This is a genomic window from Duganella sp. BJB476 (assembly GCF_003416895.1).
GTDB lineage: Bacteria > Pseudomonadota > Gammaproteobacteria > Burkholderiales > Burkholderiaceae_D > Rugamonas.
The window spans coordinates 579305-604496 of sequence record NZ_QVIO01000003.1; the positions used below are offsets into that span (position 1 = coordinate 579305).

General features: G+C 64.5%; 15 protein-coding genes. 7 read left to right on the top strand and 8 right to left on the bottom strand.

The annotated features are described in order from the left end of the window. The first annotated feature begins 5 nt into the window (after positions 1-5). Both D0T21_RS15945 and D0T21_RS15950 read left to right on the top strand, forming a co-directional pair. Positions 6-2453 (top strand): TIM-barrel domain-containing protein, encoded by a 2448-nt coding sequence (locus D0T21_RS15945; protein ID WP_116990578.1) that lies wholly within the window; start codon positions 6-8, stop codon positions 2451-2453. Positions 2454-2523: 70 nt separating this feature from the next. Continuing rightward, a complete protein-coding gene (locus tag D0T21_RS15950) occupies positions 2524-4359 on the top strand; it encodes a M2 family metallopeptidase (protein ID WP_116990579.1) in 1836 nt (611 codons plus the stop codon). A gap of 6 nt (positions 4360-4365) precedes the next feature. Here D0T21_RS15950 and D0T21_RS15955 read toward each other — a convergent pair whose 3' ends face one another. Both D0T21_RS15955 and D0T21_RS15960 read right to left on the bottom strand, forming a co-directional pair. Then, a complete protein-coding gene (locus D0T21_RS15955; RefSeq protein ID WP_116990580.1) occupies positions 4366-5916 on the bottom strand; it encodes a tryptophan halogenase family protein in 1551 nt (516 codons plus the stop codon). A gap of 98 nt (positions 5917-6014) precedes the next feature. Beyond that, the gene (locus D0T21_RS15960; RefSeq protein WP_229211494.1) at positions 6015-8735 is read right to left on the bottom strand and encodes a TonB-dependent receptor; all 2721 of its coding nucleotides are present in this window, start codon (positions 8733-8735) and stop codon (positions 6015-6017) included. 471 nt (positions 8736-9206) lie between these two features. Between D0T21_RS15960 and D0T21_RS15965 the strand changes: the two genes are divergently transcribed. After that, the gene (locus tag D0T21_RS15965; RefSeq protein WP_116990581.1) at positions 9207-11054 is read left to right on the top strand and encodes a glycoside hydrolase family 13 protein; all 1848 of its coding nucleotides are present in this window, start codon (positions 9207-9209) and stop codon (positions 11052-11054) included. Beyond that, positions 11051-14413, top strand: coding sequence for an alpha/beta hydrolase-fold protein (locus D0T21_RS15970; RefSeq protein WP_116990582.1), 3363 nt, complete (start codon positions 11051-11053; stop codon positions 14411-14413). Before D0T21_RS15965 ends, D0T21_RS15970 begins: the two co-directional genes overlap by 4 nt. Here the strand turns inward: D0T21_RS15970 and D0T21_RS15975 are convergent. The 6 genes from D0T21_RS15975 to D0T21_RS16000 form a co-directional block, all read right to left on the bottom strand. Continuing rightward, positions 14397-15902 (bottom strand): bifunctional diguanylate cyclase/phosphodiesterase, encoded by a 1506-nt coding sequence (locus tag D0T21_RS15975; RefSeq protein WP_116990583.1) that lies wholly within the window; start codon positions 15900-15902, stop codon positions 14397-14399. The two genes, D0T21_RS15970 and D0T21_RS15975, sit on opposite strands and share 17 nt — an antisense overlap. Positions 15903-15995: 93 nt before the next feature. Continuing rightward, the gene (locus D0T21_RS15980; protein WP_116990584.1) at positions 15996-17639 is read right to left on the bottom strand and encodes a methyl-accepting chemotaxis protein; all 1644 of its coding nucleotides are present in this window, start codon (positions 17637-17639) and stop codon (positions 15996-15998) included. Between the two features lie 215 nt (positions 17640-17854). After that, entirely contained in the window at positions 17855-18370 is a 516-nt protein-coding gene (locus D0T21_RS15985) for a GNAT family N-acetyltransferase (protein ID WP_116990585.1), read from the bottom strand. Beyond that, positions 18367-18888, bottom strand: a complete 522-nt coding sequence (locus tag D0T21_RS15990; protein WP_116990586.1) for a GNAT family N-acetyltransferase — start codon at positions 18886-18888, stop codon at positions 18367-18369. The genes D0T21_RS15985 and D0T21_RS15990 overlap by 4 nt, the downstream gene beginning before the upstream one ends. Before the next feature lie 27 nt (positions 18889-18915). Further along, complete coding sequence (locus tag D0T21_RS15995; RefSeq protein ID WP_116990681.1) at positions 18916-20211, bottom strand: amidohydrolase family protein; 1296 nt, start codon at positions 20209-20211, stop codon at positions 18916-18918. A gap of 25 nt (positions 20212-20236) precedes the next feature. Next, complete coding sequence (locus tag D0T21_RS16000; protein ID WP_116990587.1) at positions 20237-20488, bottom strand: DUF2164 domain-containing protein; 252 nt, start codon at positions 20486-20488, stop codon at positions 20237-20239. A 259-nt stretch (positions 20489-20747) separates the two neighbouring features. Here D0T21_RS16000 and D0T21_RS32750 point away from each other — a divergent pair, with 259 nt between their 5' ends. From D0T21_RS32750 to D0T21_RS16015, 3 genes are all read left to right on the top strand, one after another. Next, a complete protein-coding gene (locus tag D0T21_RS32750) occupies positions 20748-21488 on the top strand; it encodes a phasin family protein (RefSeq protein ID WP_116990588.1) in 741 nt (246 codons plus the stop codon). Between the two features lie 77 nt (positions 21489-21565). Continuing rightward, positions 21566-23320 carry an ABC transporter transmembrane domain-containing protein gene (locus D0T21_RS16010; protein ID WP_116990589.1) on the top strand — a complete coding sequence of 585 codons (1755 nt, stop codon included), beginning with the start codon at positions 21566-21568 and terminating at the stop codon, positions 23318-23320. Continuing rightward, positions 23310-25112, top strand: a complete 1803-nt coding sequence (locus tag D0T21_RS16015) for an ABC transporter ATP-binding protein (RefSeq protein WP_116990590.1) — start codon at positions 23310-23312, stop codon at positions 25110-25112. The genes D0T21_RS16010 and D0T21_RS16015 overlap by 11 nt, the downstream gene beginning before the upstream one ends. Positions 25113-25192 lie beyond the last annotated feature (80 nt).

The window sequence follows — 25192 nt, forward strand, 5'->3', positions numbered from 1 at the left end:
CTTACATGAAAAGCAATTCCATCGCCAAACTTGCGGCCGTGTTGCCGCTGCTGGTCGTCAGCCAGGCCGGCCAGGCGCAGAACGCCGACCGCAAATTCGACAGCGCCACCCGCAACGGCGGCCAGCTGGAAGTCCACACCAGCGACGGACGCTATGTCATCAAGCCCTACTCCGCCGGCATCGTCGAAACCACCTTCGTGCCGAACGGCGAGCAGGTAGACCCGGCATCGCACGCGGTAGTGCTGGCGCCGGCCGCCATCCGCACCACGCTGACCACAAAGGTCAACAGCATCGAATATGCCACACCCGGCATCGTTGTCACCATTACCAAGTCGCCGTTCCAGATTTCGTATGCGTACAAGGGCAAGCGCCTGGTCGCCGAGAAGCACGGCTACGTCAAGTTCAAGGACGACGTGGCCACCGGCAGCAAGGATATCAACAAGGGCGAAGCGCGCGAACTGGAAGGCATCGAGTTCGCACTGGACAAGGACGAGGCCTTGTACGGCGCCGGCGAACGCGCGGTCGGCATGAACCGCCGCGGCCACCGCTTCACCCTGTACAACAAGGCGCACTACGGCTACGACGACAAGTCCGAACAGATGGGCTACGCGATGCCGGTCGCGCTGTCGTCGAAAATGTACGCGCTCCACTTCGACAATCCGCAAACCGGCTACCTCGATTTCGACAGCAAGAACAACGACAGCCTGACCTACGAAACCATCGGCGGCCGCAAGACCTACCAGGTGATCGCCGGCGACAGCTGGGAAGACGTAGTGGGCAACTACACCAGCCTGACCGGCAAACAACCGCTGCCGCCGCGCTGGGCCTTCGGCAATTTCGCGATGCGCTTCGGTTACCGCACCGAAGCCGTCGCGCGCGACACCGTCAACAAATTCATCGCCGACGACATTCCGCTCGACGCCATCGTGTTCGACCTGTTCTGGTTCGGCAAAGAGGTCAAGGGCACGATGGGCAACCTGGCGTGGGACAAGGACAGCTTCCCCAACGCCACCGGCATGATCGCCGACTTCCAGAAAAAAGGCGTGCAGACGGTGGTGATCACCGAGCCATTTATTCTCGATACGTCCGGCAAGTGGCAGGAAGCGGTCGACAAGAAGGTGCTGGGCATGGACGCCAACGGCGCGCCGCTGGCCTACGACTTCTACTTCGGCCACACAGGATTGATCGACATCTTCGGCAAGCCGGGCAAGGACTGGTTCTGGAACATCTACAAGGGCCTGCGCGAGCAGGGCGTGACCGGCGTATGGGGCGACCTGGGCGAACCGGAAGTGCATCCGACCGCTATGCGCCACGCCACCGGCAGCGCCGACCAGGTGCACAACATCTACGGCCATCAATGGGCGCGGCTGGTCGCGGAAGGCTATCAGCAGGACTTCCCGACGGAGCGCCCCTTCATCCTGATGCGCGCCGGCTACTCGGGCACGCAGCGCTACGGCATCATCCCGTGGTCCGGCGATGTCAACCGGGGCTGGGGCGGCTTGCAGGCGCAGCCCGAGATCTCGCTGCAAATGGGGATGCAGGGCGCGGGCTATATGCACTCGGACCTGGGCGGCTTCGCCAATCCGGTGCTGGACAATGAGCTGTACACGCGCTGGTTGCAGTACGGCGTGTTCCAGCCGATCTTCCGTCCGCACGCGCAGGACGAGGTGCCGCCGGAGCCGGTCTACCGCGAAGACCGCACCAAGGCGCTGGCGCGCGAAGCGATCCGCCTGCGCTATCGCCTGCTGCCGTATAACTACACGCTGGGCTTCGACAACAACCAGAAAGGCCTGCCGCTGATGCGCCCCATGCTGTACGAGGAGCCGGGCAACGCCAAGGTGCGCGCGATGTCGTCGACCTATTTGTGGGGCAAGGACTTCCTGGTCACGCCGGTGCTCAAGCAGGGTGCAACGACGGCTGACGTCTACTTCCCTGCCCGCAGCGCATGGTTCGATTTCTACAGCGGCGAGAAGCACGCCGGCGGCGCCACCGAATCGGTGAAGCTGAGCGCCGACCACGTGCCGGTCTATGTGCGCGCCGGCGCCTTCATCCCGATGGCCAAGGTGGTGCAGACCACGCGCGACTATTCGACCAAGCATATTGACCTGCACTACTACCACGACGCCTCGGTCGGCGCCGGCGCCGGCAAGCTGTATGACGACGACGGCAGCACCGCGCAGGCCTACGAACAGGGCAAGTACGAGCTGCTGCACTTCGCCAGCAAGCTGCAAGGCCGCAGCCTGACGCTGCGCATCGAGTCCGAAGTGGGCAAGCAGTACCAGCGCCCCGAACGCAGCATCGCGCTGCAAGTGCATAACGTGACGGCCCACCCGTCGCTGGTGCGCGTCGACGGCAAGCCGGTCATCTTCGTCTGGGACGAAGCGGCCAAGGTGCTGAACATCGCGCTGCCAGCCAGCAGCCTGGCCGGCCGGAGCGTCGCCATCACCCTGTAAGCGTGTATTATTGCTGGCCATCGAATCGTTTGGTTCGATGGCCAACAAGACCATACACGGAGATAGGGAGATGCCAGTGTCACCAAAAATCATCAGCACGCTGTTCGCGCTCAGCGCCATGACAGCCGCCAGCACTACCGTGCTAGCCGCCCCCGCAAAAAAACCCACCGTCGCAGAAGCCGAGCGCTTCCTCGCCGACACCGAAGAGCACCTCAATAAGCTGAACAACGAACAGGCCAAGGGCGCCTGGGTCGGCTCCAACTTCATCACCGACGATACGGAAGCCATCGCCTCCTTCTTCGCCGAACGCTATCTGACGGCGGCCGGCGAAGCGGCCATCGCGGCGCGCCGTTTCAACGGCTTGAAACTGTCGGCCGATTCGGCCCGCAAGATGATGCTGTTGCAGCAGACGCTGGTCTTCGCCGACGCCAAGGAACGCGAGCAATACGCGCAATTGCAGGCGGCGATGAACGGCGCCTACGGCAAAGCCAAGTACTGCCCGAAAAAGCCCGACGGCACGGCCGACGCCTGCATGGCGCTGGGCGAAATGGAAAAAGTCCTGGCCAAGAGCCGCGACGAGGCCAAGCTGAAGGAAATGTGGCTGGGCTGGCACGCGCAGTCGCCGTCCTACAAGCAGAAATACACCGAATACGTGGCGCTGTCGAACAAGGGCGCCAAGCAGATGGGCTTTGTCGATACCGGCGCGATGTGGCGCGCGCAGTACGACATGCCGCCGGAAGCCTTCTCGGCCGAGATGGAGCGCCTGTGGCAGCAGGTCAAGCCGCTGTACGATGCGCTGCACACCTACACCCGCTACAAGCTGCGCCAGACCTACGGCCCGGACGTGGTGCCGCTGACCGGCCCGATTCCTTCCCATCTGTTCGGGAATATGTGGAGCCAGAGCTGGAACAACCTGTATCCGCTGCTGAAGCCTGCGACGGGCGCCAGCAGCTATGACCTGTCCAAGGTACTGGAAGACCGCAAGACCGACGCCAAACAGATGACGCAATATGCCGAGCGTTTCTACACCTCGCTGGGCATGCAGAAGCTGCCGGAGTCGTTCTGGGAGCGCTCGCTGCTGACCAAGCCGCGCGACCGCGACGTGGTGTGCCATGCCTCCGCCTGGCCGCTGAACGAGAAGGACGACGTCCGCATCAAGATGTGCATCACGCCGACGGCGGAAGACTTCACCACGATCCATCACGAGCTGGGTCACGTCTACTACTTCCTCAACTACACCAAGCAGCCCTACCTGTTCCGCAACGGCGCCAACGACGGCTTCCATGAAGCCATCGGCGACACGGTCGCGCTGTCGATCACGCCGAGTTATCTGCAAAAGGTCGGCCTGATGGACCAGGCGCCGGATGCCGACGCCGACATCGGCCAGCTGCTGGAGCGCGCGCTGAGCAAGGTCGCGATCCTGCCGTTCGCCTACTCGGTCGACAAATGGCGCTGGGACGTCTACTCCGGCAAGACCAAGCCGGCCGACTACGACAAGAGCTGGTGGCAGCTGCGCGAGCAGTACATGGGCATGAAGCGCCCTGTGGCCATCGACGGCAGCGGCGCGGGCTTCGACGCCGGCGCCAAGTACCACGTGGCGGCGGACGTGCCGTATGCGCGCTACTTCCTGGCCGATATGCTGCAGTTCCAGTTCCACCGCGCGCTGTGCCGCGAAGCCGGCTACACCGGTCCGCTGCACCGCTGCTCGGTGTACGACAACGCCAAGGCCGGCGCCAAACTGCAGCAGATGCTGGCGATGGGCGCGAGCAAACCGTGGCCGGAAGCGCTGAAGGCGATTTCGGGCGAGGACAAGATCGACGGCGGCGCGCTGCTCGACTACTTCGCGCCGCTGAAATCCTGGCTCGACACGCAGAACGCCGCCTTCGCTGCGGCTGAGAAGAAGTAAACGCTGCTAGCGCGCCCCGTAGTTGGGGCGCTTCATATTCATCGCCGTCGCCTGGCAGTGGGCGGCGATGAAGTCTTCATGGTTCGGCATCTTGCCGGCGCAGTTCTCCACCACAGTCTTGATGGTGCGCAGATGCGCCTCGATTTGCTCCTGCGGATACAGGTCCACCAGCGGATGATAGGACTGCGGCCGCAAGCCCTGCCCCAGCATCACCTGCAACCAGCTCACCGACGCAAACATCTCATCCTTCTCGCGGTAGAAGCGGCCGTGCTGCTTGAACAGGTCCATCTTCTGCTTCAGGCTTTCCGGCACTTCCATCGTGCGGCAGTAGTTCCAGAACGGCGTGTCGTCGCGCTCCGTCGCGTGGTAGTGCAGCACCAGGAAGTCGCGGATCTTGTCGACTTCGAAGTGCGCCTGGCGATTGAACTCGTCGATATTGTCCTGGTTGAAATCGCGGCCCGGGAAAAAGCTCATCAGGCGCGCGATGGTCGACTGGATCAGGTGGATGCTGGTCGATTCCAGCGGCTCCATGAAACCGCTGGCCAGGCCGATCGCCACCACGTTCTTGTTCCAGAATTTCTTGCGCTTGCCGGTGACGAAGCGCAGCGGCTTCGGCTCGGCCAGCGGTGCACCATCCAGGTTCGCCATCAACTGCGCGGTCGCTTCGTCGTCGCTGATGTATTTGCTCGAATAGACATGGCCGTTGCCGATGCGGTGCTGCAGCGGAATGCGCCACTGCCAGCCGGCCGTGCGCGCGGTCGCGCGCGTGTACGGCGTGATCGGCCCGGTCGACTCGCACGGCACCGCCAGCGCGCGGTCGCACGGCAGCCAGTGGGTCCAGTCCTCGTAGCCGGTCTTCAAAGCACCTTCGATCAGCAGGCCGCGGAAGCCCGAGCAATCGATGAACAGGTCCGCTTCGATGCGCTCACCGTTTTCCATCATGATCGCCGCCACATGGCCGTCGCCTTCGCGCAGGATCACGTCGGCCACCTTGCCCTCGGTGCGTACCACGCCGCGCGCTTCGGCGAACTTGCGCAGGTATTTGGCATACAGTCCGGCGTCGAACTGGAAGGCGTGGGCGATGTGCGACACCGGCGAATTGCCGGCATCGACCGCGCGCATGAATTTGTTCTGCGGCGCCGCCACCGCCGCCAGCGAATAGGCGCCAAAGTCCGGCGCCAGCCCCGCCTGGTGCAGCTTGAGCCAGTAGTGGTGGAACTCGATCAGCCCCATATCCAGGCCGATGCTGCCGAAGGTATGGATGTAGTTCTCGCCCAGCTTGCCCCAGTTGACGAACTGGATGCCCAGCTTGAAGGTGCCCTGGGTCTCGCGCAGGAAGTCGTCTTCGTCGATGCCGAGCGCCTGGTTGAACAATTTGATCTGGGGGATGGTGGCCTCGCCCACGCCGACGGTGGAAATCTCGTCCGATTCGACCAGACGCACCTGGTAGTGGCCGCCCAGCAGTTTGGACATGGCCGCCGCCGTCATCCAGCCGGCGGTGCCGCCGCCGACGATCAGGATTTGCTTGATGCGGCGATCCGCTTGGTTTTGCTGCATTTTTGGTCTCCAGCTTTTTATGTTGTCCGATATTGTGCACGAAAAAAAACACCCCCTGCCGGCGACTGCTGACAGGGGGTGTTTTGGACCGGACTGAATTACATCTTGTAGTTCAGGCCCAGCAGCATGGTGCGGCCGTACTTGGTGTACTCGCCCGGCACTTTCAGGGTGCCGTTGCTCAGCGTGGTCTGGTACGCGGTATCGTTCGCGTTGATCACCTGGAACAGCAGCGACAGGCCTTTGTACTGGCCTTCCTTGAACTCGTAACCGAGCTGGAAGTCCACTTGCGCTGCGCCCTTGATGTCGGTGAAGGTGCGATCGGCGCCGAAGCCGGTCACTTCGCCACGGAAGTTGGAACGCTCGCTGCGGGTTACACGCGCCGAGTAGCCGGACTTCTCGTAGAACACCTGCACGTTCGACACGGTGCGCGACAGGCCTGGCAGTGCGCCGGTGGTGCCTGGACCGTCAGGAGCGATCTCGCTCTTGGTGCGGGAGATCGAACCGGTGGCGCCGAAGCCTTCCAGGCCGGTCCACAGGACCTTGCCGTCGATCGAACCGGACAGCTCCACACCTTTGATCGAACCGCCCGTGCCGTTGGCCGGCTGGGTCAGGGTACCGATGTTCGATTTCGGGGCCACGCCATCGTTAGGATAGCTGGTGAAGTCGAACGGCAGGACCTGGTCGTAGATGTAGGTCTTGAGCTTCTTGTAGAAGGTCGCGGCGCTGAAGTAGGTGCTCTTGTCGAAGTACTTCTCGTACGTCAAGTCGATCGCGTTGGCGCGCCATGGCTTCAGGTTAGGATTGCCGCCGCTGCCGGTCCACAGCAGCTTGGTGGTGTCCACCGAAGCGCTCGACGATGCGCGCAGCTGGTCCAGGCGTGGACGAGCCATGGTCTTGCCCAGGCCGAAGCGCACGTGCTGCTCGCTGCCCAGGTCGAAGTTCAAGTTCAGGCTAGGCAGGAAGTCGTTGTACGACGTACCTTCGTCCGCGGTCTTCGGCGTGTTCAGGTTGTTGGTGTCGACGTTGAACGCGCTCGAGCTCTGGTTGGTGTGGATCATCTGCACACCGAAGTTGCCCTTCACAGGAACACCCCAGGTGTCGTCGATGCCGACCTTGGCGTAGGCGGTCGAGACTTTCTCGCTGACCAGCCAGTCCTTGTTGTAGATGTCCTGGTGAATCTTAGGCGTCAGCGTGTACAGGCTGTTGACGGCGCCCATGATGTCGTAGGACATGATGCCAGGGATGCCGGCGAAGCCCAGCGAGGTCGGATCCTGGATCAGGTTGGCAGGCACGGCGATCGGTGCGCGGCCGTTCTTCAGGTTGACCAGCATCTCCGCCGATTGACGGGTCTTGTCGCGCTTGGTGAAGTTGACGCCCACGTCCAGGTTGCTGAACATGCCGTCCAGGCTGCGCTTGGCCGAGAAACGGGCCGATTTCAGCTTGTCGGTCACTTGCGGATACTTGACGTAGCCGTCCTGGCCCCAACCGCCCGGATCGCTCAGTTTGACGACGGAAGGATCGGCGTAGTTCAGGCCGGTGGTCACTTGCGGCAGGCCGGTCTGGTTGTCGCGCACGATCTTGGCGCTGTCGGTGACGGCGGCGCCCGAGTAGGTTTCCAGGATCATGTCCTGACGGTCCGCTTTCGAGTAGCTGAAGTCGGCGATGCCGGTCCAGTCTTCGTTCATGCGCAGCTTGTTGTTCCAGCCGATCGCGAACAGCTTGTCGCGGTTGGTGTTCAGGTCGTTACGCAGCACAGGCTGGATACCGCCGACGGTCGCGCTCTGCAGCACCTGGGTGCCGCCGTAGCTGGCGAATATCGGGTTGGCGTAGGTCAGGCCGCCCATCCAGTTGCCGGTGCCGAACTGCATGCCACGGATGGTGGTGTCGGAATCGAATTTCGAGTAGTAGGTGTCGACCATCGACTGGAAGTCGCGGGTCGGTTTCCACTGCACGACCGCCATCAGGCCGTCGCGGGTCTGCTTGGTCGAGCCGGCGTCGATTTCGTTGCCGGAGTTGGCCAGGCCGGTGGTGCTGCCGGTCTTAGGATCGAAGCCATAGCCCCAGCTGCTCCACTTCTGGTACTGGCCAGGGGAGTCCAGGCGGGCGTAGCCCAGCGCCACACCCAGGGTGCGGTTGTTGAACTGGTCGATGTAGATGCCGCTCAGGCGGTAGCCCTTGTCTTTGTAGCCGGCGTTTTGCTTGCCCAGCGAGTTCTTCTCGCCGCGCACGTTGATCGCCATCGTGCGGCCCGGGAATTCCAGCGGACGCACGGTTTGCAGGTCGACGGTGCCCGACAGGCCCTGGCCGACCAGCGATGCGTCCGGAGTCTTGTAGACCACGGCGCCGTTGATCAGTTCCGATGGATACTGATCGTACTCGACGCTGCGGTTGTCGCCGGTGGACGCCTGCTCACGACCATTGAGGGTGGTGGTCGAGAAGTCTGGCGCCAGGCCGCGGATGCTCAGCACCTGGGCACGGCCGGCCACGCGTTGCGCGGCCACACCTGGCAGGCGCGACAGCGATTCGGCGATCGACACGTCCGGCAACTTGCCGATGTCTTCAGCGGAGATCGCTTCAACGATGGATTCGGAATTCTTTTTGACGGAGATGGCGTCTTCGATACCGCGACGGATACCGGACACTTTCACCGTTTGGATTACAGGCGCGTCGGCGGCCTGGGCGGCGGTCGCGTCTTGCGCGTAGGACGAGCCGGAAATGGCGGACAGCAGCAATGCACAGCCGGCTGCTACCGGGCTCAACTTAAATGCAACACTAGTCGGAGCCGAGTTGGCGCCGCGCAGGTTGGCGGAATTCATCATCAAATGTCCCCTCACTCATCTAAAAATATACCCGCGACAACTACAGCCTGCTCTCGCACCATCGACTACACGGGTTCCAAGGATTGCAAACGTTCTAAAAGACGTTCTACGAAGAATTTTGTACTAAAACTAGATTCGGTGTCAATCAAACTTCAGTCACGCTACGCACACAGAGGGCCGCCAGCCCTTGCTCGCCCTGCGAAAACGTCATTCGCGTTGTATTTCGGCTACAGCCAACTACCCCTCAGCATGTAGTGGAACTACATTTTTTGACTGAATACCACTTTACTTCGTAGCATTTCCAACCTCGGCCCGATAAAAAGATTATCTCGAAGATAATTTTTAGAAAAATGCAGCGAAGGAATGTATTAAAACTAGAACTGCTCATTTGATACGCACCATGTTTCATAGTATTCTCGACGAGAAATTCATAGAAAAGCACCTGTAGTCCGACTACTTGACGGAGACCTCATGCACAAAATCCTCGCCGCCGCGCTGCTGTCCGCGCTGCCGTTCATCGCCCACGCCGATACCTACCGCATCGACCACATGGACCCGCCGCTGTGGTGGGCCGGCATGCGCAACAGTTCGCTGCAACTGATGGTGCACGGGCCGCAGATCGCCGACCTGGAGCCGGCGCTAAGCTACCCCGGCGTGCGCATCGCCTCGGTGGCGCGGGTCGCCAACCGCAACTACCTGTTCATCAACCTGGAAATCGCCCCCGACGCGGCGCCGGGCGCGATCGACCTGGCGTTCAAGCGCGGCAGCCAATCGGTGCACTACAGCTACAAATTGCTGGCACGGGCCGCCGGCTCGGCCCAGCGCAGCGGCTTCAACAGCAGCGACGCCATCTACGAGGTGATGCCGGACCGCTTTGCCAACGGCGACCCGTCCAACGACAACGCGGCAGGCATGACGGAACGCGCCGACCGTGCAGCGCCCTCCGGCCGCCACGGCGGCGATATCCGCGGCATGGCCGATCATCTGGACTACATCGCTGCCATGGGTTTCACCATGATCTGGCCGACGCCGCTGCTGGAATCGAATTCGGCCTACTCCTACCACGGCTACGCCAGTACCGACCACTACCGCATCGACCCGCGCTACGGCAGCAACGAGGACTACCGCAACTTTGTCGCGCAGGCGCGCGCCAAGGGATTGGGCGTAATCCAGGACGTGGTGCTCAACCACATCGGCGACAAGCACTGGTGGATGCAGGACATGCCGACACCGGACTGGCTGACCTACCAGGGCAAGTTCGTGCCGACCGAGCATCACCGGGTGGCGCTGCAAGATCCCTATGCGTCGAACGAGGACAAGCGTAACTTCACCGAGGGCTGGTTTGTCGAAGGCATGCCGGACCTGAACCAGGCCAACCCGTACCTGGCGACCTACCTGATCCAGAACGACATCTGGTGGATCGAGTACGCGGGCCTGTCCGGCCTGCGGGTCGACACCTACGGCTACTCCAACACCGAGTTCCTCAGCCGCTGGTCCGGCAGCATGATGGCCGAGTATCCGAAGCTGAACCTGGTGGGCGAGGAATGGACGCCGCTGATACCGGTGGTCGCGCACTGGCAGGAGGGCAAGCAGAATTTCAACGGCTATGTCTCGCACATGCCGAGCATGATGGACTTCCCGCTGACCTACACCATGCGCCGCGCGCTGGCCGCGCCCGACGGCGCCGAGCAAGGCCTGACCAATCTGTACGAAACGCTGTCGCAAGACTATCTGTATCCGAACGCCGGCAACCTGGTGCTGTTCGAGGGTAACCACGACGTGTCGCGCATCTACAGCGAGCTCAATGCGGACGACAACCTGTTCCGCATGGCGATGGCCTTCGTGGCGACGGCGCCGCGCATCCCGCAGTTCTATGCCGGCACCGAGATCCAGATGACCAGCACCATCAAGGATCGCGACGACGCATCCTACCGCCGCGACTTCCCGGGCGGCTGGCGCGGCGACGCCGTCAACGCCTTCACCGGCGCGGGCCTGACGGCGCAGCAGGCGGCCGCGCAGGCGTATGTGAAGAAGCTGTTCAACTGGCGCAAGGGCGCGTCGGTGATCCATCACGGGAAGATGATGCACTACGGTCCCGAGCACAATACCTACGTCTACTTCCGCTACGACGGCGCCAAAAAAGTCATGGTAGCCTTGAACAAGAACAGCACCGACACCGTGCTGAAAACCGCGCGCTTCCACGAGATGCTGAGCGGCGTGCGCGCCGGCGTGGACGTCATCAGCGGCAAGCGCGTTTCGCTCGATGGCGAGGTCATCTTGCCTGCGCGCTCGGCGCTGATACTGGAGATCGAACAATGAGCTTCGCCCGCCGCCGCTTTGGCGCCTTGTCGCTGCTGGCCCTGCCCGCCATGGCGGCTGCCGCCACCACGCTGAGCACCAGCTATCCCACCTGGGACGGCAAGCAGGAGACCGTGCGCTACACCACGCCGGACGCCAGCGCCGCGCTGCGCAGCTACACGCAGTCGACTACCATGCGCGTGCGCGAAGGCGGCAAGCAGGAGATCAGCTACGCCGAAGCGCAGGGGCAGCCGTCGGTCCGCAGCGGCAACCTGGCCTTCGACGCGCTGTTCACACTGGCCGGCCTGGAGATGAAGCAGGACTCGGTCGGCGAGATCCGCGACGGCAGCTACAACGGCGGCAACGCCATCTCCTGCAATTGCTTCGAGACCGGCGAGTTGTGGCACTACGTGTGGACGCGCGACCTGTCCTACGCGGCCTCGCTGGGACTGGGCATGCTGGACCCGCGCCGCGTGCGCAATTCGCTGGAGTTCAAGCTGTCCGGCTACCGCGACGGCGTGCAGCCGGGCGCACACGCCGCCGGCAGCACCGATGGCTTGCAGATCATCCAGGACACCGGCAGCGGTGGCAGCTGGCCGGTCAGTACGGACCGCGTCAGCTGGGCCTTCGGCGCGGAGGAAGCCTTGAAGGCGTTGGCGCCGGACGAGCGCAAGGCCTTCGCGGCCACCGCCTTGCGCGCCCTCTCCAACACGCTGGAAAACGACCGGCTGGCCGTCTACGATGCGGTCGACGGTTTGTACAACGGCGAGGAATCCTTCCTCGACTGGCGCGAGCAAAGCTACGCAGGCTGGATCGCCGGCGACCTGGCCAGCATGGCGACATCGAAGGCGCTGTCCACCAACGCCGGTCACTACAAGGCGCTGACGCTGGCGGCGCAACTGGCAAAGGAACAGGGCAACACGGCGCTGGCCGACAAGTACGCGGCATGGGCGGCGGACCTGAAGCGCGCCATCAACCAGCGCCTGTGGCAGGCCGACGCCGGCATGTACAGCAGCGTGACGGCCGGCCATTTCGACGGTGCGCCGATGTACAAGTACGACTGGCTGGGGCAATCGCTGGCGATCGTCACCGGCATCGCCGACCGCCAGCAGGCCGAGAGCATCCTTGCGCATTATCCGCATGGCCCGCTGGGCGCGCCGGTGACCTGGCCGCAGCAGCCTGGCGTGGCGATCTATCACAACCGCGCCATGTGGCCGTTCGTGACGGCCTACGGTTTGAAGGCGGCGGCGCTGACCGGCAACGTCGCCGTCGCCGATGCGGCCTACGATACGCTGATGCGCGGCGCGGCGCTCAACCTGTCGAACATGGAAAACCTGGAATGGCTGTCCGGCCAGCCGATGCTGAAGGATAAGCAGGCGCAGGGCGACTTGAGCGGACCGGTGGTGGATTCGCGCCGGCAGCTGTGGTCCGTCGGCGCTTACCTGGGCATGGTGGTCGGCGATGTGTTTGGCGTGCAGACCACCAATGACGGCATCGCGCTGCGTCCGTTCGTGACGGCCAAGCTGCGGCGCGAGGCGTTTGCGGGCAGCGACGCCGTCGCGCTGAATAATCTCGCGCTGCGCGGCAAGCGCTTGCAGGTGCGCCTGTCGCTACCGCCGGCCGCGCGTGGCGACGGCTACTACGAAGTCGATGCGGTGACGCTGAACGGCAAACCTGCCACGTCCACGCTGGCATGGCCTGAACTGGCGGCGGACAACGTCATCGAGATCCGCCTCGGCAAGCTGGTCGCCGGGCAGCAGGCCAAGCGCAGCGTCGGCGCGCAGCCGCTGGCGTTGGATCCTGCGGTGTACTCGCCGCCGGAGCCGCGCATCGTCAAGCTGGAACGCGGCACTTACGATTTCCCCACGCTGCACCTTGAGGGCGCCGGCAAGGGAGTGGTCTACAACATCTACCGCAACGGCAAGCTGGCGACGCAGCGCGTGAGCGCCAAGACCTGGGCCGACCGCCGCGCCCCGTTGCTGGGCAAAGGCGAGAACGACAACCTGTGCTACTCGGTGGAGGCGATGTTCACCGGCTCCGGCAACCGCAGCCACCACAGCGCGCCAGTGTGCCTGAACAGCGGCGTGGAAATCGCCGCCGGCGATGCGCGCGTGCAGTCCAGCGTGGCCGCCGCCGATGGCCGCATCGCCGGCTGGGGCGCGCCGTCCGATACCTTTGCGGTGCAGGACATCAAGGTCGAGCGCGACGGCAGCTACGCCATGCAGCTCAAGTACCGCAACACCGCACACCAGGTCAACCTGGGCATCAGCGGCGGCGTGAAGTGGATGACACTCAGGGATGGCAACGGTGGCGTCGCCGCGCAAGGCGTGGTGCAGTTGCCGCACTCGCCAGCCAACGCCGGACCGTCGTGGTCGACGCCGTTGAAGGCTGTGCTCAAGACGGGCAGCTACCGCATGGAGCTCAGCGATTTCTACAACATGAGCTACCTGAAAAGTAACACCAGCTATGCCGATGCCGGCGGCGTCAAGGGACCATCGAACCGCTTCGATATCCATGGCGTCCGCATCATGCCGCTGGCGCGCGGCGCGGCGGCCGGTTCTGCGGCTGGCGGCGGCAGCGCGGCGGCCAGCACGGTCGCCTCGCCCATTCCTGCCTTGCCGCCCGCCGGCACGCTGCGCATCGTCGAGCAGTTCGCTTCGCCGCAGCTGGGCAACCAGCGCAACCTGCGCATCTACCTGCCGCCCGGCTATGACGCCCATCCGCAGCAGCGCTATCCGGTGCTCTACATGCACGACGGCCAGAACCTGTTCGACGCCACCACCGCAGCTTACGGCGCCGCCTGGGAAATGGGCAGCACCATGGACCGCCTGATCGCCGACGGCGTCGTCGCGCCGGCCATCGTGGTCGGCATCGACAACACCAAGGACCGCATCGCCGAATACACGCCCTGCTGCGATCCGCAATACGGCGGCGGCAAGCTCGACGCCTACATGGCCTTCATCGTCGATACCGTCAAGCCCTGGGCCGACGCCAATCTGCGCACGCTGCCGGACCGCGAACACACCGCCATCATGGGCTCCTCGCTGGGTGGCATCGCCTCGGTCTACATCGCCCAGCAGCGGCCGCAAGTTTTCTCCATGGCGGCGGGCGTGTCGAGTTCGTTCTGGTGGAATAAGGGCGAGCTGATCGCCAAGACGCCGGCGCGCCAGCCGGTCAAGTTCTACCTCGATGCAGGCACCGACGACGATGGCCTGGAGCACACGCTGAAAATGCGCGACGCCATGCTGGCCCAGGGCTATCGCCTGAATGAAGACCTGCTGTTCTACGCCGCCGATGCCGCCATCCACAACGAGCGCTCTTGGGCGGCACGCGTGCAGCGGCCGCTGGCCTGGTTCTTCCCCGCTAACCGGCAGCAATAATCGCCGCCTGCTGCCGCCAGCGGTTCACCAGCAGCGCCTCCAGCTCCTCCGGCGAGACGGCGGCGCTCAGGCAGAAGCCGAAGGCCTCGTCGCAGCCCATCGCGGTCAGCTGGGCCAGCTGGTCGCCGGTTTCCACGCCGCCGGCGATCACCTGCATGTTCAACGTATGCGCCATCGCGATGATGGCGCGCACCATCGCCCCCTCGTCCGCCACCCGACCATCGCTGTGGCGGTCGGTTGGCTGCTGGGCCGCGCGGCGCAGGTCGTCGATGAAGGATTTATTGATCTTCACCAGGTCCACCGGGAAGCGCCGCAGGTAGTTCAACGACGCGTAGCCGGTGCCGAAATCGCTGATCGAGATGCGCATGCCCAGCTGCTTGAACTGGCGCAGCACGGCCTCGCAATTCTGGTTCTTATCGATCAGCATGCCCTCGGTGATTTCCAGTTCGATGTAGCGGCCCGGCAGCCCGGTCTGGTGCAGGATCTCGGCGAAGCTGCGGACGATGTCCTTCTGGTAGAACTGGCGCGGCGACAGATGCACCGACACCGTCAGCGGATGGCCCAGCTCCATCCAGCGCCGCGCCTGCGCGGCGGCGGTCGCCAGCACCCACGCGCCCACCGGCAGGATCAGCGCGCTCTCCTCCAGCACCGGCAGGAAGTCCGGCGGCATCACCAGGCCCAGCTCCGGGTGGCGCCAGCGCAGCAGCGCCTTGACGCCGGTGATCTTCTGCTCGTTCAGATTGAGCTTGGGCTGGTAGGTCAGCGCGAATTCGTCGTGCTCCAGAGCGTGGCGCAGCGCGGTCTCCAGTACCACACGCGAATACGCCTTGGCCTGCATGCTGGGCACGAAGCGCAACCCGGCGCCCTTGCCGCGCTGCTTGGCCGCGTACATCGCCAGGTCGGCCTTTTCGAGCAGCGCGTCGATATCGAGGTCGTCGTCGGGGTAGACGGCGATGCCGATGCTGGCCGCCACCGCCAGCGTCTCGCCATGCACCAGGAACGGCGCGGCGATCGCTGCGTTGATCTTGTCGGCCACCTGCTGCGCATCGGCGGCGGCGCGCAATTCGGTCAGCAGCACGATGAACTCGTCGCCGCCCTGGCGCGCCACTGTGTCCACCTCGCGCACGCACTGGCGCAGGCGCTGCGCGAACTGCATCAGCACCTGATCGCCGGCGTCGTGGCCGAGATTGTCGTTGATGGACTTGAAGTGGTCGATATCGACAAACAGCACCGCCAGCAGGCTGCCGTGGCGGCGCGCGTAGGCGATGCCGTGCTCCAGTTGCAGCTGGCATTGCAGGCGGTTGGGCAGGCCGGTAAGGCTGTCGTGGTGGGCGATGTGGTCCAGCCGCATTTCCGCTTCGCGGTGGGCTTCCAGCGCCGATTGCAGCTGTGCGCAACGGGTACGCAGGGTGCGGACCCGCAGTTCGCCGTACCACAGCGCCAGCAAGCTGAGTGCGATGCCGGCCAGTACCGGCAATAGGCTGTTCATGCTGTCCCTCTCCGTCCGGTGCACCGGGGAAGAGGGAAGCATAATCAATCGCTCAGCAGTTGCCAGCGCTTTCGCAGCGGTATTTGAGCGGCGTCAAACACCGCCGGCCACCTGCAACAGCCTCCGCATTGCCACCGGCGTCGCATGGGACGGCTGGGCCTGGCCCTGGCCCTGCAACTTGAACACGCTGACCGCCGCCGACAAGCCGGCCGCCTGCTGTTCCAGCGCATCGGCCGCGGCGGCGGCCTGCTCCACCAGTGCCGCGTTCTGCTGGGTCACGCTGTCCATCTGGCTGATGGCGATGCTGATCTGTTCGATGCCGTCGCGCTGCTCGCCGCTGGCGATCGAGATCTCGCCGATGATGGCGGTCACGCGCTGCACGCTGGCCACCACTTCGCCCATGGTTTCGCCGGCCTGGCCGACCAGCCGGCTGCCCGCCTCCACCCGGCCCACCGAATCGCCGATCAGCGCCTTGATTTCCTTGGCCGCCGCCGCCGAGCGCTGCGCCAGGTTGCGCACCTCGGAAGCGACCACCGCGAAGCCGCGCCCCTGCTCGCCGGCGCGCGCCGCTTCCACCGCCGCGTTCAAGGCCAAAATATTCGTCTGGAACGCGATGCCGTCGATCACGCCGATGATGTCGACGATCTTGCGCGACGATTCGTTGATCGAGCCCATGGTACGCACCATCTGCTCGACCGCGTCGCCGCCCTTGGCCGCCACGCTGGAGGCGGTGTCGGCTAGTTTGCAGGCCTCGGCCGCGTTGGCGTTGTTCTGCTGCACGGTGGTGGTCAGCTGCACCATCGCGGCCGCCGTTTCCTCCAGTGAGCTGGCCTGCTCTTCGGTGCGGCCCGACAGGTCCAGGTTGCCGGCGGCGATTTCCACCGCCGCGCCGTGGATGGCGTCGGTGCCGAGGCGGACCTTGCCGACGATGTTGCTCAGGTTGCCCTGCATGCGCTTGAGCGCGCCCAGCAGGGCGCCGATTTCGTCGGTGCTGTTGATCCGCACCTCGCTGCTCAGATCGCCAGCGGCCACCGTCTCCGCCATATCGACCGCCTCGTTCAGCGGCACGGTGATGCTCTTGATCAGCCACAGCACCGTGGCGCAGCCGACCACCACGGTCACCAGCAGCGTAATGCCCATGGCCAGCATGGCGCGCGCGTGCTCCGCCTTGTTCTCGTCCTCCATCTCGACGATCAGGCGCTGCGATTCCTTGCCGATGAAGGCGACGATGTCGTCGATTTTCTTGGTCGGCTCGCGGTCCATGCCCTTGACCAGCGCATCGACCACGTGGGCGCTGTCCTGGTTGGCGGAATCGTATTTCTCCAAGGCCGACATATAGCGCTTGACCAGTTCGTTCTGGGTGGCGATCGCCTCTTCCACCAGCGGCGTCTTCAAGTCCAGCTTGGTCAGCAGCGTGTTCAGCTTTTGCAATTCATTGCGGGTGGTTTCGCCGCCTTTGACGAAGGCTTTGCTGTATTTGTCGAAATTGGCCGGATCGTTGCCGCGCAACAGAGTGTTCTTCCACTCCTGGACCTGGATCTTGAATTCGACCTGGGCGCTGCGCGCCATGTCGATGGCCTGCGTCAGCGCTTGCATGCGCTGCATGGCGACGGTGTTGCCTGCGTTGCTGGAGTCCAGTGCACGCCAGCCGCCGGTGGCGACCACCAGCAGCGCGACAAAGAAGAAGCCTCCCAGCAAACCCAGCCGCACGCCTATCTTGAGATTGGCGAGTTTCATAAGTTGCCCTTTCGGTAAAAATTCAATGCGTACAAGATGACTGTCGCGCGGGTCTCACTGCGCTGTCGTATAACTTATGTATTTGAATTGCTTCCGTTTTTTGGGGAACAAGCAACTTTTAATTCTTGGTTCCATCATGCGCCCACGCGCAAAAAATTCCAAGCAGACTCGCTTGAAATTCTATCGAATTCCCACAGTTGCAACACGCCAAGTAATTAGTTGTCGAACTCGATGCGGTAAATATTGGTAGGACGCTCACCCGGCGGCAAATTGCGCAGCTCGACAAATTCCAGCCCCAGCTTTTGCAGCAGGCGGATGGAGTTGACATTGGCCGGCGCGGTCAGGCCCAGCAGGCGCTTCATGCGCAACTGGTCGCGCGCGTAGGCCACGACGGCGACGGCCGCCTCATAGGTATAGCCCTGGCCAAACCAGGCCGGCCGGATCGCATAGCCGATATCGACGTCGTCCAGGCCGTCGCGCTTGATCAGGCCGCACAAGCCCAGCGGCGCGCCGTCGCTCTTGCGTTCCATCACATACAGCGAATGTCCCAGGCGCTGCTGCATTGCGCACGGACCTTCGAGGATGGCGTCGCGCGCGCCCTCGATGCTGCGGATGCCCTTGTCGCCGATAAATTCCAGCCAGGTCGGGTCGTTGACCAGTTCGTAGTAAAACGCGGCGTCATCGACGTCGATGGTGCGCAGGGTGAGGCGTTCGGTGTCGAGTATTTTCATGCGTCGGGCCAATGGGAGGGATCGTCCAGCAACTGGTACATGACGTAGACGTCGACATACCCGAGATGGGCGTGATAGTAAGCACGCGGCAAGGTGCCGACGATGGCGAAGCCGAGCTTCTTCCACAGCAGCACGGCCGCGACGTTGGAGCTGACCACGTAGTTGAACTGCATCGCCAGGTAGCCTTGCGCGCGGGCGCGGTCCAGGCAATCGCCGCCCATCAGCTTGCCCACGCCCACGCCCTGCGCCGCCGGACTGACCATGAACGAGGCGTTGGCCACGTGCGAGCCGCGGTCACGCTGGTTGGCGATCAGGCGGTACATGCCGACCAGTCGGTCGCCGTTCAGCAGGGCCACATACGATTGCACGCCGGGGCCAAACCAGTAGGCATGGCAATCTTCGCGGCTGGTGTCGGCGGCGAAGTAATAGGTGTCGCCGCTGGCGATGAGCTCCTGGAAAATTTCCCACATGGCGCCGAAGTCGGCTTCCGATGCGGGACGGATGGCGATTTCTTTCAAAGCGGCTCCAGGCGGATTAAACAATGTTCAATTGTCATGGATTTCACGTGGCAAGTCCAGCCGGAAGTCGACCGCCTGCGGCCGGCCCGGCAGGTTCAGGCGCGCCTGCGCGCGCGGCGCTTCGGCGATCACCTTGCCGCGGCGCATCACCATGCGCCGCGCCGCGCGCAGGCGGATCGCCTCCACCGGATCGGCCGCGTCCAGCAGCACCAGGTCGGCATGGCAGCCGACCGCCACGCCGTAGTCGCGCAGGCCGAGGATGCGGGCCGGCGCCGCCGTCACCGCCTGGTAGCAGGCGCGCATGGCGTCCTGCCCGGTCATCTGCGCCACGTGCAGGCCCATGTGCGCCACTTCCAGCATGTCGCCCGAACCCAGGCTGTACCACGGGTCCATCACGCAGTCGTGGCCGAACGCTACCTCGACGCCGGCCGCCAGCAACTCCGGCACCCGCGTCATGCCGCGCCGCTTGGGATAGCTGTCATGCCGGCCTTGCAACGTGATGTTGATCAGCGGATTGGCGATCGCCGCCACGCCCGCCTCGCGTATCAGCGGCAGCAGCTTGCTGACGTAGTAGTTGTCCATCGAATGCATGGAGGTCAGGTGCGAACCGGCCACGCGGCCGTGCAGGCCGAGGCGGTGGCTGTGGTAGGCCAGCGTTTCGATATGGCGCGACAGCGGATCGTCCGACTCGTCGCAATGCATGTCCACCATCAGGCCCTGCTCGGCGGCGAATTCGCACAGGATGCGCACCGATTCGGCGCCGTCGGCCATGGTGCGCTCGAAGTGCGGGATGCCGCCCACCACGTCGACGCCCATGCCGATGGCGCGCTTCAGGTTGGCCAGCGCGGTCGGGCTGCGCAGCACGCCGTCCTGCGGGAAGGCCACCAGCTGCAGGTCCAGGTAGGGCACGACCTGCCGCTTCACTTCCAGCAGCGCCTCCACCGCCAGCAGGCGGTCGTCGCAGATGTCGACATGGGAGCGGATCGCCAGCAGGCCGCGCGCGGCGGCCCAGTCGCAATATTGCAGCGCGCGGTCGACCAGCGCCTGCTGGGTCAGGTGAGGTTTGAGCTCGCCCCACAGCGCTATGCCTTCGAGCAAAGTGCCGGAGGCGTTGACGCGCGGCAGGCCGTAGCTGAGCGTGGCGTCCATGTGAAAATGGGCGTCGACGAACGGCGCGCTGAGCAAGTCGCCGCCGGCGTCGATCTCCTGCGCGCCCTTGAGCGGCAGCGAGTGACCGATGGCGGTGATGCGGCCGCGGTCGATGGCGACGTCGACGCCGCGTTGTCCGTCGGCCAGGTTGGCGTTCCGTATTACCGTCTCGATCACCGCATCCATCCGCGCTCCCGACTTATTTTTTGGTCCAGTATGAAAATTCCGACTCGTAGCAGATCGTTTCGATCTCCGCGATCTTGTCCTGCATCGCCGCCTGGGCGTCGAGGATGGCCTGATTGTAGACAGACGGGCCGATTTCACGCAAACAATAATCGAGCAGCAGGCGCGCCTTCAGCTCGCCGACTTCCTCGTCCATGTTCTCGGCGCAGTAGCGCTGGATGGACCCCAGCAGGCGTTGCTCGACTTCCTTGTTCAGTTTGATGGCCATGCGTGTCCTTTTTCATTGAATTGAATAACTTGTTGCGGCGCACTAATTCAGACTTTTTTGCCTTGGTGCATTGCGATACATCAAGATCCATCCAGATTGTATCCATCCGGCATGTTTCCTTGTTGCGGGCTTTGCGACATGGCAGAAAAAATAACTTTCCAAGCCTAACTTTCACCGCTAGAATGGGCATATTGCAATGCATCATAATGCGCGCAGCGTGTACAGCTTTACCGACATTTTAATCGTCTCAGGAGAAACCATGTCTTCGATCACCGAACAGTTTTCCGCAGCTACGAAGTCCCAGTTGGAAGCCCAATTCAAGATCTTCAACACGTTCGCCAGCACCGCCGTCGACAGCGCGGAAAAGGTCATCGCGCTGAACATCAGCACCACCAAGGCTTCGGTGGAAAAATCGTCGGCCGCCGCGAAGAAGCTGCTCGAAGCCAAGGACCCGCGCGAGTTCTTCAGCCTGAGCTCCGCCGAACCGGCCAGCTTCGACAACCTGCTGGCCTATGGCCGCGAGCTGTACAGCATTGCCTCCGGCGTCCAGAGCGATCTGATCCAAAGCGCCCAGAACACCATCAAGCAAGTGAGCGACCTGGCCGCCGCGCCGGTCACCGCGCTCAAGGCGAGCGCCAAGCCGGCGCCTGTCGCTGCGGTGGCGGCCCCTGTTGCGGCTCCAGTGGCTGCCGCGCCGGCGCCAGTCGTCGCGGCACCGGTCGCCGCCGCTCCGGTAGTCGTTGAACCTCCGGTGGTCGTTACCGAAGTCGCAGCACCGGTCAAAGCCGCAGTCAAGCCAAAAGCCGCGCCGGTCGAAGAAGCTCCTGCGCCGGTCGAAGTGAAGGTTGCCGCCGCCAAGCCAGCCTTCCCTGCGCCACCGGCCAAACCGGTCGTCGCTGCCGAGAGCAAACCAGAATTGAAGTCGGTGCCGTCCGCCAAAGCCAAGCCGGCCGCCGGCAAGCAGCTCGACATGCTGAGCAGCACCAAAGCCAAGAAGTAAGCTAACTCTGGAGTGGTGCCGGGCACGTCCGGCGGGCATGTTGTATCCTAGCGCCCTACGCGCTAATCCGAGGCAACATGTCTAAACTTTCCAGGCTGATCGGCGGCTTCGTCCGCCAGCACAGCCGCGCCTATGCCGTGTCCGGCGTCATGCTGGCCGGCGTCGCCATCCTCACCGTCTGGGTGCCGCGCAAGGTCGGCTACATGATCGACGGCCTGGCCGCCCACACCTTGGGCGGCGATGCCCTGCTGAGGGAAATCGGCTGGCTGCTGCTGACCGGCGCCGGCATCTACTTCCTGCGCGTCGGCTGGCGCCAGATCCTGTACGGCGCCGCCTACCAGCTGGGCGTGTCGCTGCGCACCCGCCTGTACACCCGCCTCACCCTGCAAGGCCCGGCCTTCTACCAGCGCCAGCGCACCGGCGACCTGATGGCGCTGGCCACCAACGATATCGACGCCATCGAAATGGCCGCCGGCGAAGCCATGCTGGCCGGCTTCGACGGTGCGCTGACCCTGGTGATGGTGCTGGGCGTGATGCTGCTCGGCGTCGACTGGCGCCTGGCCTGCATCGCGCTGCTGCCGTTCCCGCTGATGGCGTGGGCGTTCTGGTACATCTCCGGCCATATCCACACCGCCTCCACCGATTCGCTCAAACGCTTCAGCGCCCTCAACGACCATGTGCAGGAAACCCTGTCCGGCGTGCGCACCTTGCGCGCGCTGGGACTCGAACAGCGCAGCGCACAGCAGTTCGGCGAGCTGGCGCAGCAGGCCTCCAACGCCAGCCTGCGCGCGCAGGTGTGGGAGGCGGCCTATGAACCGGCCGTCGGCCTGACCCTGACCGCCGCCGGCGGCCTGACGCTGGGCCTGGGCGGCTACCTGGTCTGGCAGCACCAGCTGACCATCGGCGCGCTGACCAGCTTCACCATGTATCTGGGCCAGCTGATCTGGCCGATGTTCGCCGCCGGCTGGGTGCTGTCGCTGATCGAACGCGGCAAAGCCGCCTGGCAGCGCCTGCAACCGATGCTGGACGCACCGCTGGCGGTCGACGACCACGGCACGCTGGCCGCCGTGGCGCCGGGCGCGCTGTCGCTGCACGACGTCAGCTACGCCTACCAGGGCCAAAGCGCAGCCGCGCTGAGCGGCATCACGCTGGAGCTCAAGCCCGGCCAGACCCTCGGGCTGGTCGGGCCCACCGGCTGCGGCAAGTCCACCTTGCTGCGCGTGCTGCTGCGCCAGCTGACGCCGCAATCGGGCAAGGTGCGCTGGAGTGGCCACGCGCTCGACGAATACAAGCTGCACGCGCTGCGCGCCGCCATCAGCTGGGTGCCGCAGGAGTCCTTCCTGTTCTCGGCCTCGATCGCCGACAACATCGCGCTGGCGCGCCCCGGCGCCACCCGTGCGCAGGTCGAACACGCGGCCAACCTGGCCGCCATCCACGACGACATCCTGCAATTCGCGCAAGGCTACGAGACCCAGGTCGGCGAGAAAGGCATCACCCTGTCCGGCGGCCAGCGCCAGCGCGTCGCCATCGCCCGCGCGCTGCTGGCCGATAACGACTTGCTGCTGCTGGACGACGCCCTGTCCGCCGTCGACACCGGCACCGAAACGCGCATCCTGCAGCACCTGGAAGAACTGCGCCAGGCCCGCAACGGCCGCAGCGCCGTCATCGCCAGCCATCGCCTGAGCGCGGTGGTCAACGCCGACCTGATCGTGGTGCTGCGCGAAGGCCGCATCAGCGAAACCGGCAGCCACGAACAACTGCTGGAGCAGGATGGCTGGTACGCCAGCCAGTGGCGCTATCAACAATTGGAAGCCAGTCTCGATGCCGACTAAGCCTGAACAGATATCCGCGCGCCGCCAGACCTGGCAGGCGTTCTCCCTGCTGCGGCGGGCCGCCCTGCCCGACCAGCACCACCTGGGCTGGGCCGTCATGTGGCTGGTGCTGGCCGCGCTGCTGGAAGTGTCGGGCCCCATCATGGGCAAGGCGCTGATCGACGAGCACCTGCTGCCGCACCACCTGGACTGGCCGCGCATGGCCGGCCTGCTGGCCGGCGTGGTGCTCACCGGCTGGATCGCCAGCGGCCTGCGCTACCTGCAGCTGGTGCGCCTGTCCGGCCTGGCGATGCGCTCGGTGATGCGGCTGCGCGAGATGGTCTACACCCACGTGCTGCTGCTGCCGATGGCCTTCTTCGATCGCGCCATCACCGGTCAGCTGGTCTCGCGCGTGACCAACGACACCGAAGCCGTCAAGACCCTGTACATCCAGGTGCTGTTCGTGATGCTGGACTCCACCATCGTGCTGGTCGGCACCGTGGCGGCGATGGCCTGGCTGGACTGGCACCTGATGCTGATCGTGCTGGCGCTGCTGCCGGCGGTGCTGCTGATCGTCTGGCTGTACCAGCGCTGGAGCGCGCCGGCCGTGACCCGCGCGCGCGCGCTGCGCAGCGACATCAACGGCCAGATGGCCGAGTCGATAGGCGGCATGAGCGTGCTGCAGGCGAACAACGCCGAGGCCCGCTTCGGCCAGCGCTTCGCCACCACCAACCAGGACCACTACACCGCGCGCCTGGCCGAGCTGCGCGCCAACGCCTGGCTGCTGCGGCCGGCGCTCGACATGTTCAACATCATCCTGCTGGCGGCGGTGATCTACCTGTTCGGCCAGCGCGAGATGACCGCCGCCGAAGTGGGCATCCTGTACGCCTTCATCAGCTACCTGGCGCGCGTGATCGAGCCGCTGATCCAGATCACCATGCAGTTCAGCCAGTTGCAGCAATCGGTGGTGGCCACCGCGCGCGTCGCCACGCTGCTGGACGAGGCCACCGCCACCGAGCACGCCGGCCAGAATCATGACGCCGGCCTGGCCACCGCGCGCGCCGCCGCCAACGACTCGCACGCGCCGGCGGTCGCCATCCGCCACCTGAGCTTCGCCTACAACGAAGGCCAGACCGTGCTGCACGACCTGTCGCTGGAGATCCCGCAAGGCGCCTTCGTCGGCATCGTCGGCCACACCGGCAGCGGCAAGTCCACCTTGCTGTCGCTGCTGCTGCGCTTTTATCCGGTGCGGCAAGGCAGCATCGCCATCCACGGCATGCCACTGGACGCCATCGCCAACGAGCGCTTCCGCGCCGAGGTGGGCCTGGTGCCACAAGACCCCTTCCTGCTGGCCGCCTCGGCCCGCGAGAACATCGACATGGGCCGCGGCCTGACGCAGGCGCAGATCGAAGCGGCGGCCCGCGCCGCCCACGCCCACGACTTCATCGCCGCGCTGGAGCAAGGCTACGACACCGCGCTGGGCGAAGGCGGCTCACGCCTGTCGGTGGGCCAGAAGCAGCTGATCGCCATCGCCCGCGCGCTGGCCGGCCGGCCGCGCATCCTGCTGCTGGACGAGGCCACCTCGCACATCGATTCGCAGACCGAGCAGATCGTGCAGACCGCGCTCGACGAGCTGCGCGGCACGGTGACGGTGATCGCCATCGCCCACCGGCTGTCGACCATCCGCGACGCCGACCGCATCATTGTGCTCAACCACGGCCGCATCGCCGAGACCGGCCCGCACGAGCAGCTGATGCAGATAGCCGGCGGCCTGTACCAGCGGCTCTACCTGCTGCAACAACTGGCGGCCTAGCTTTCATCTTCTGACAACGTTGCTAAAACCACTGCCACGCGCATGGCAATATCGACCACTTTATTGCTAATTCCGCCACG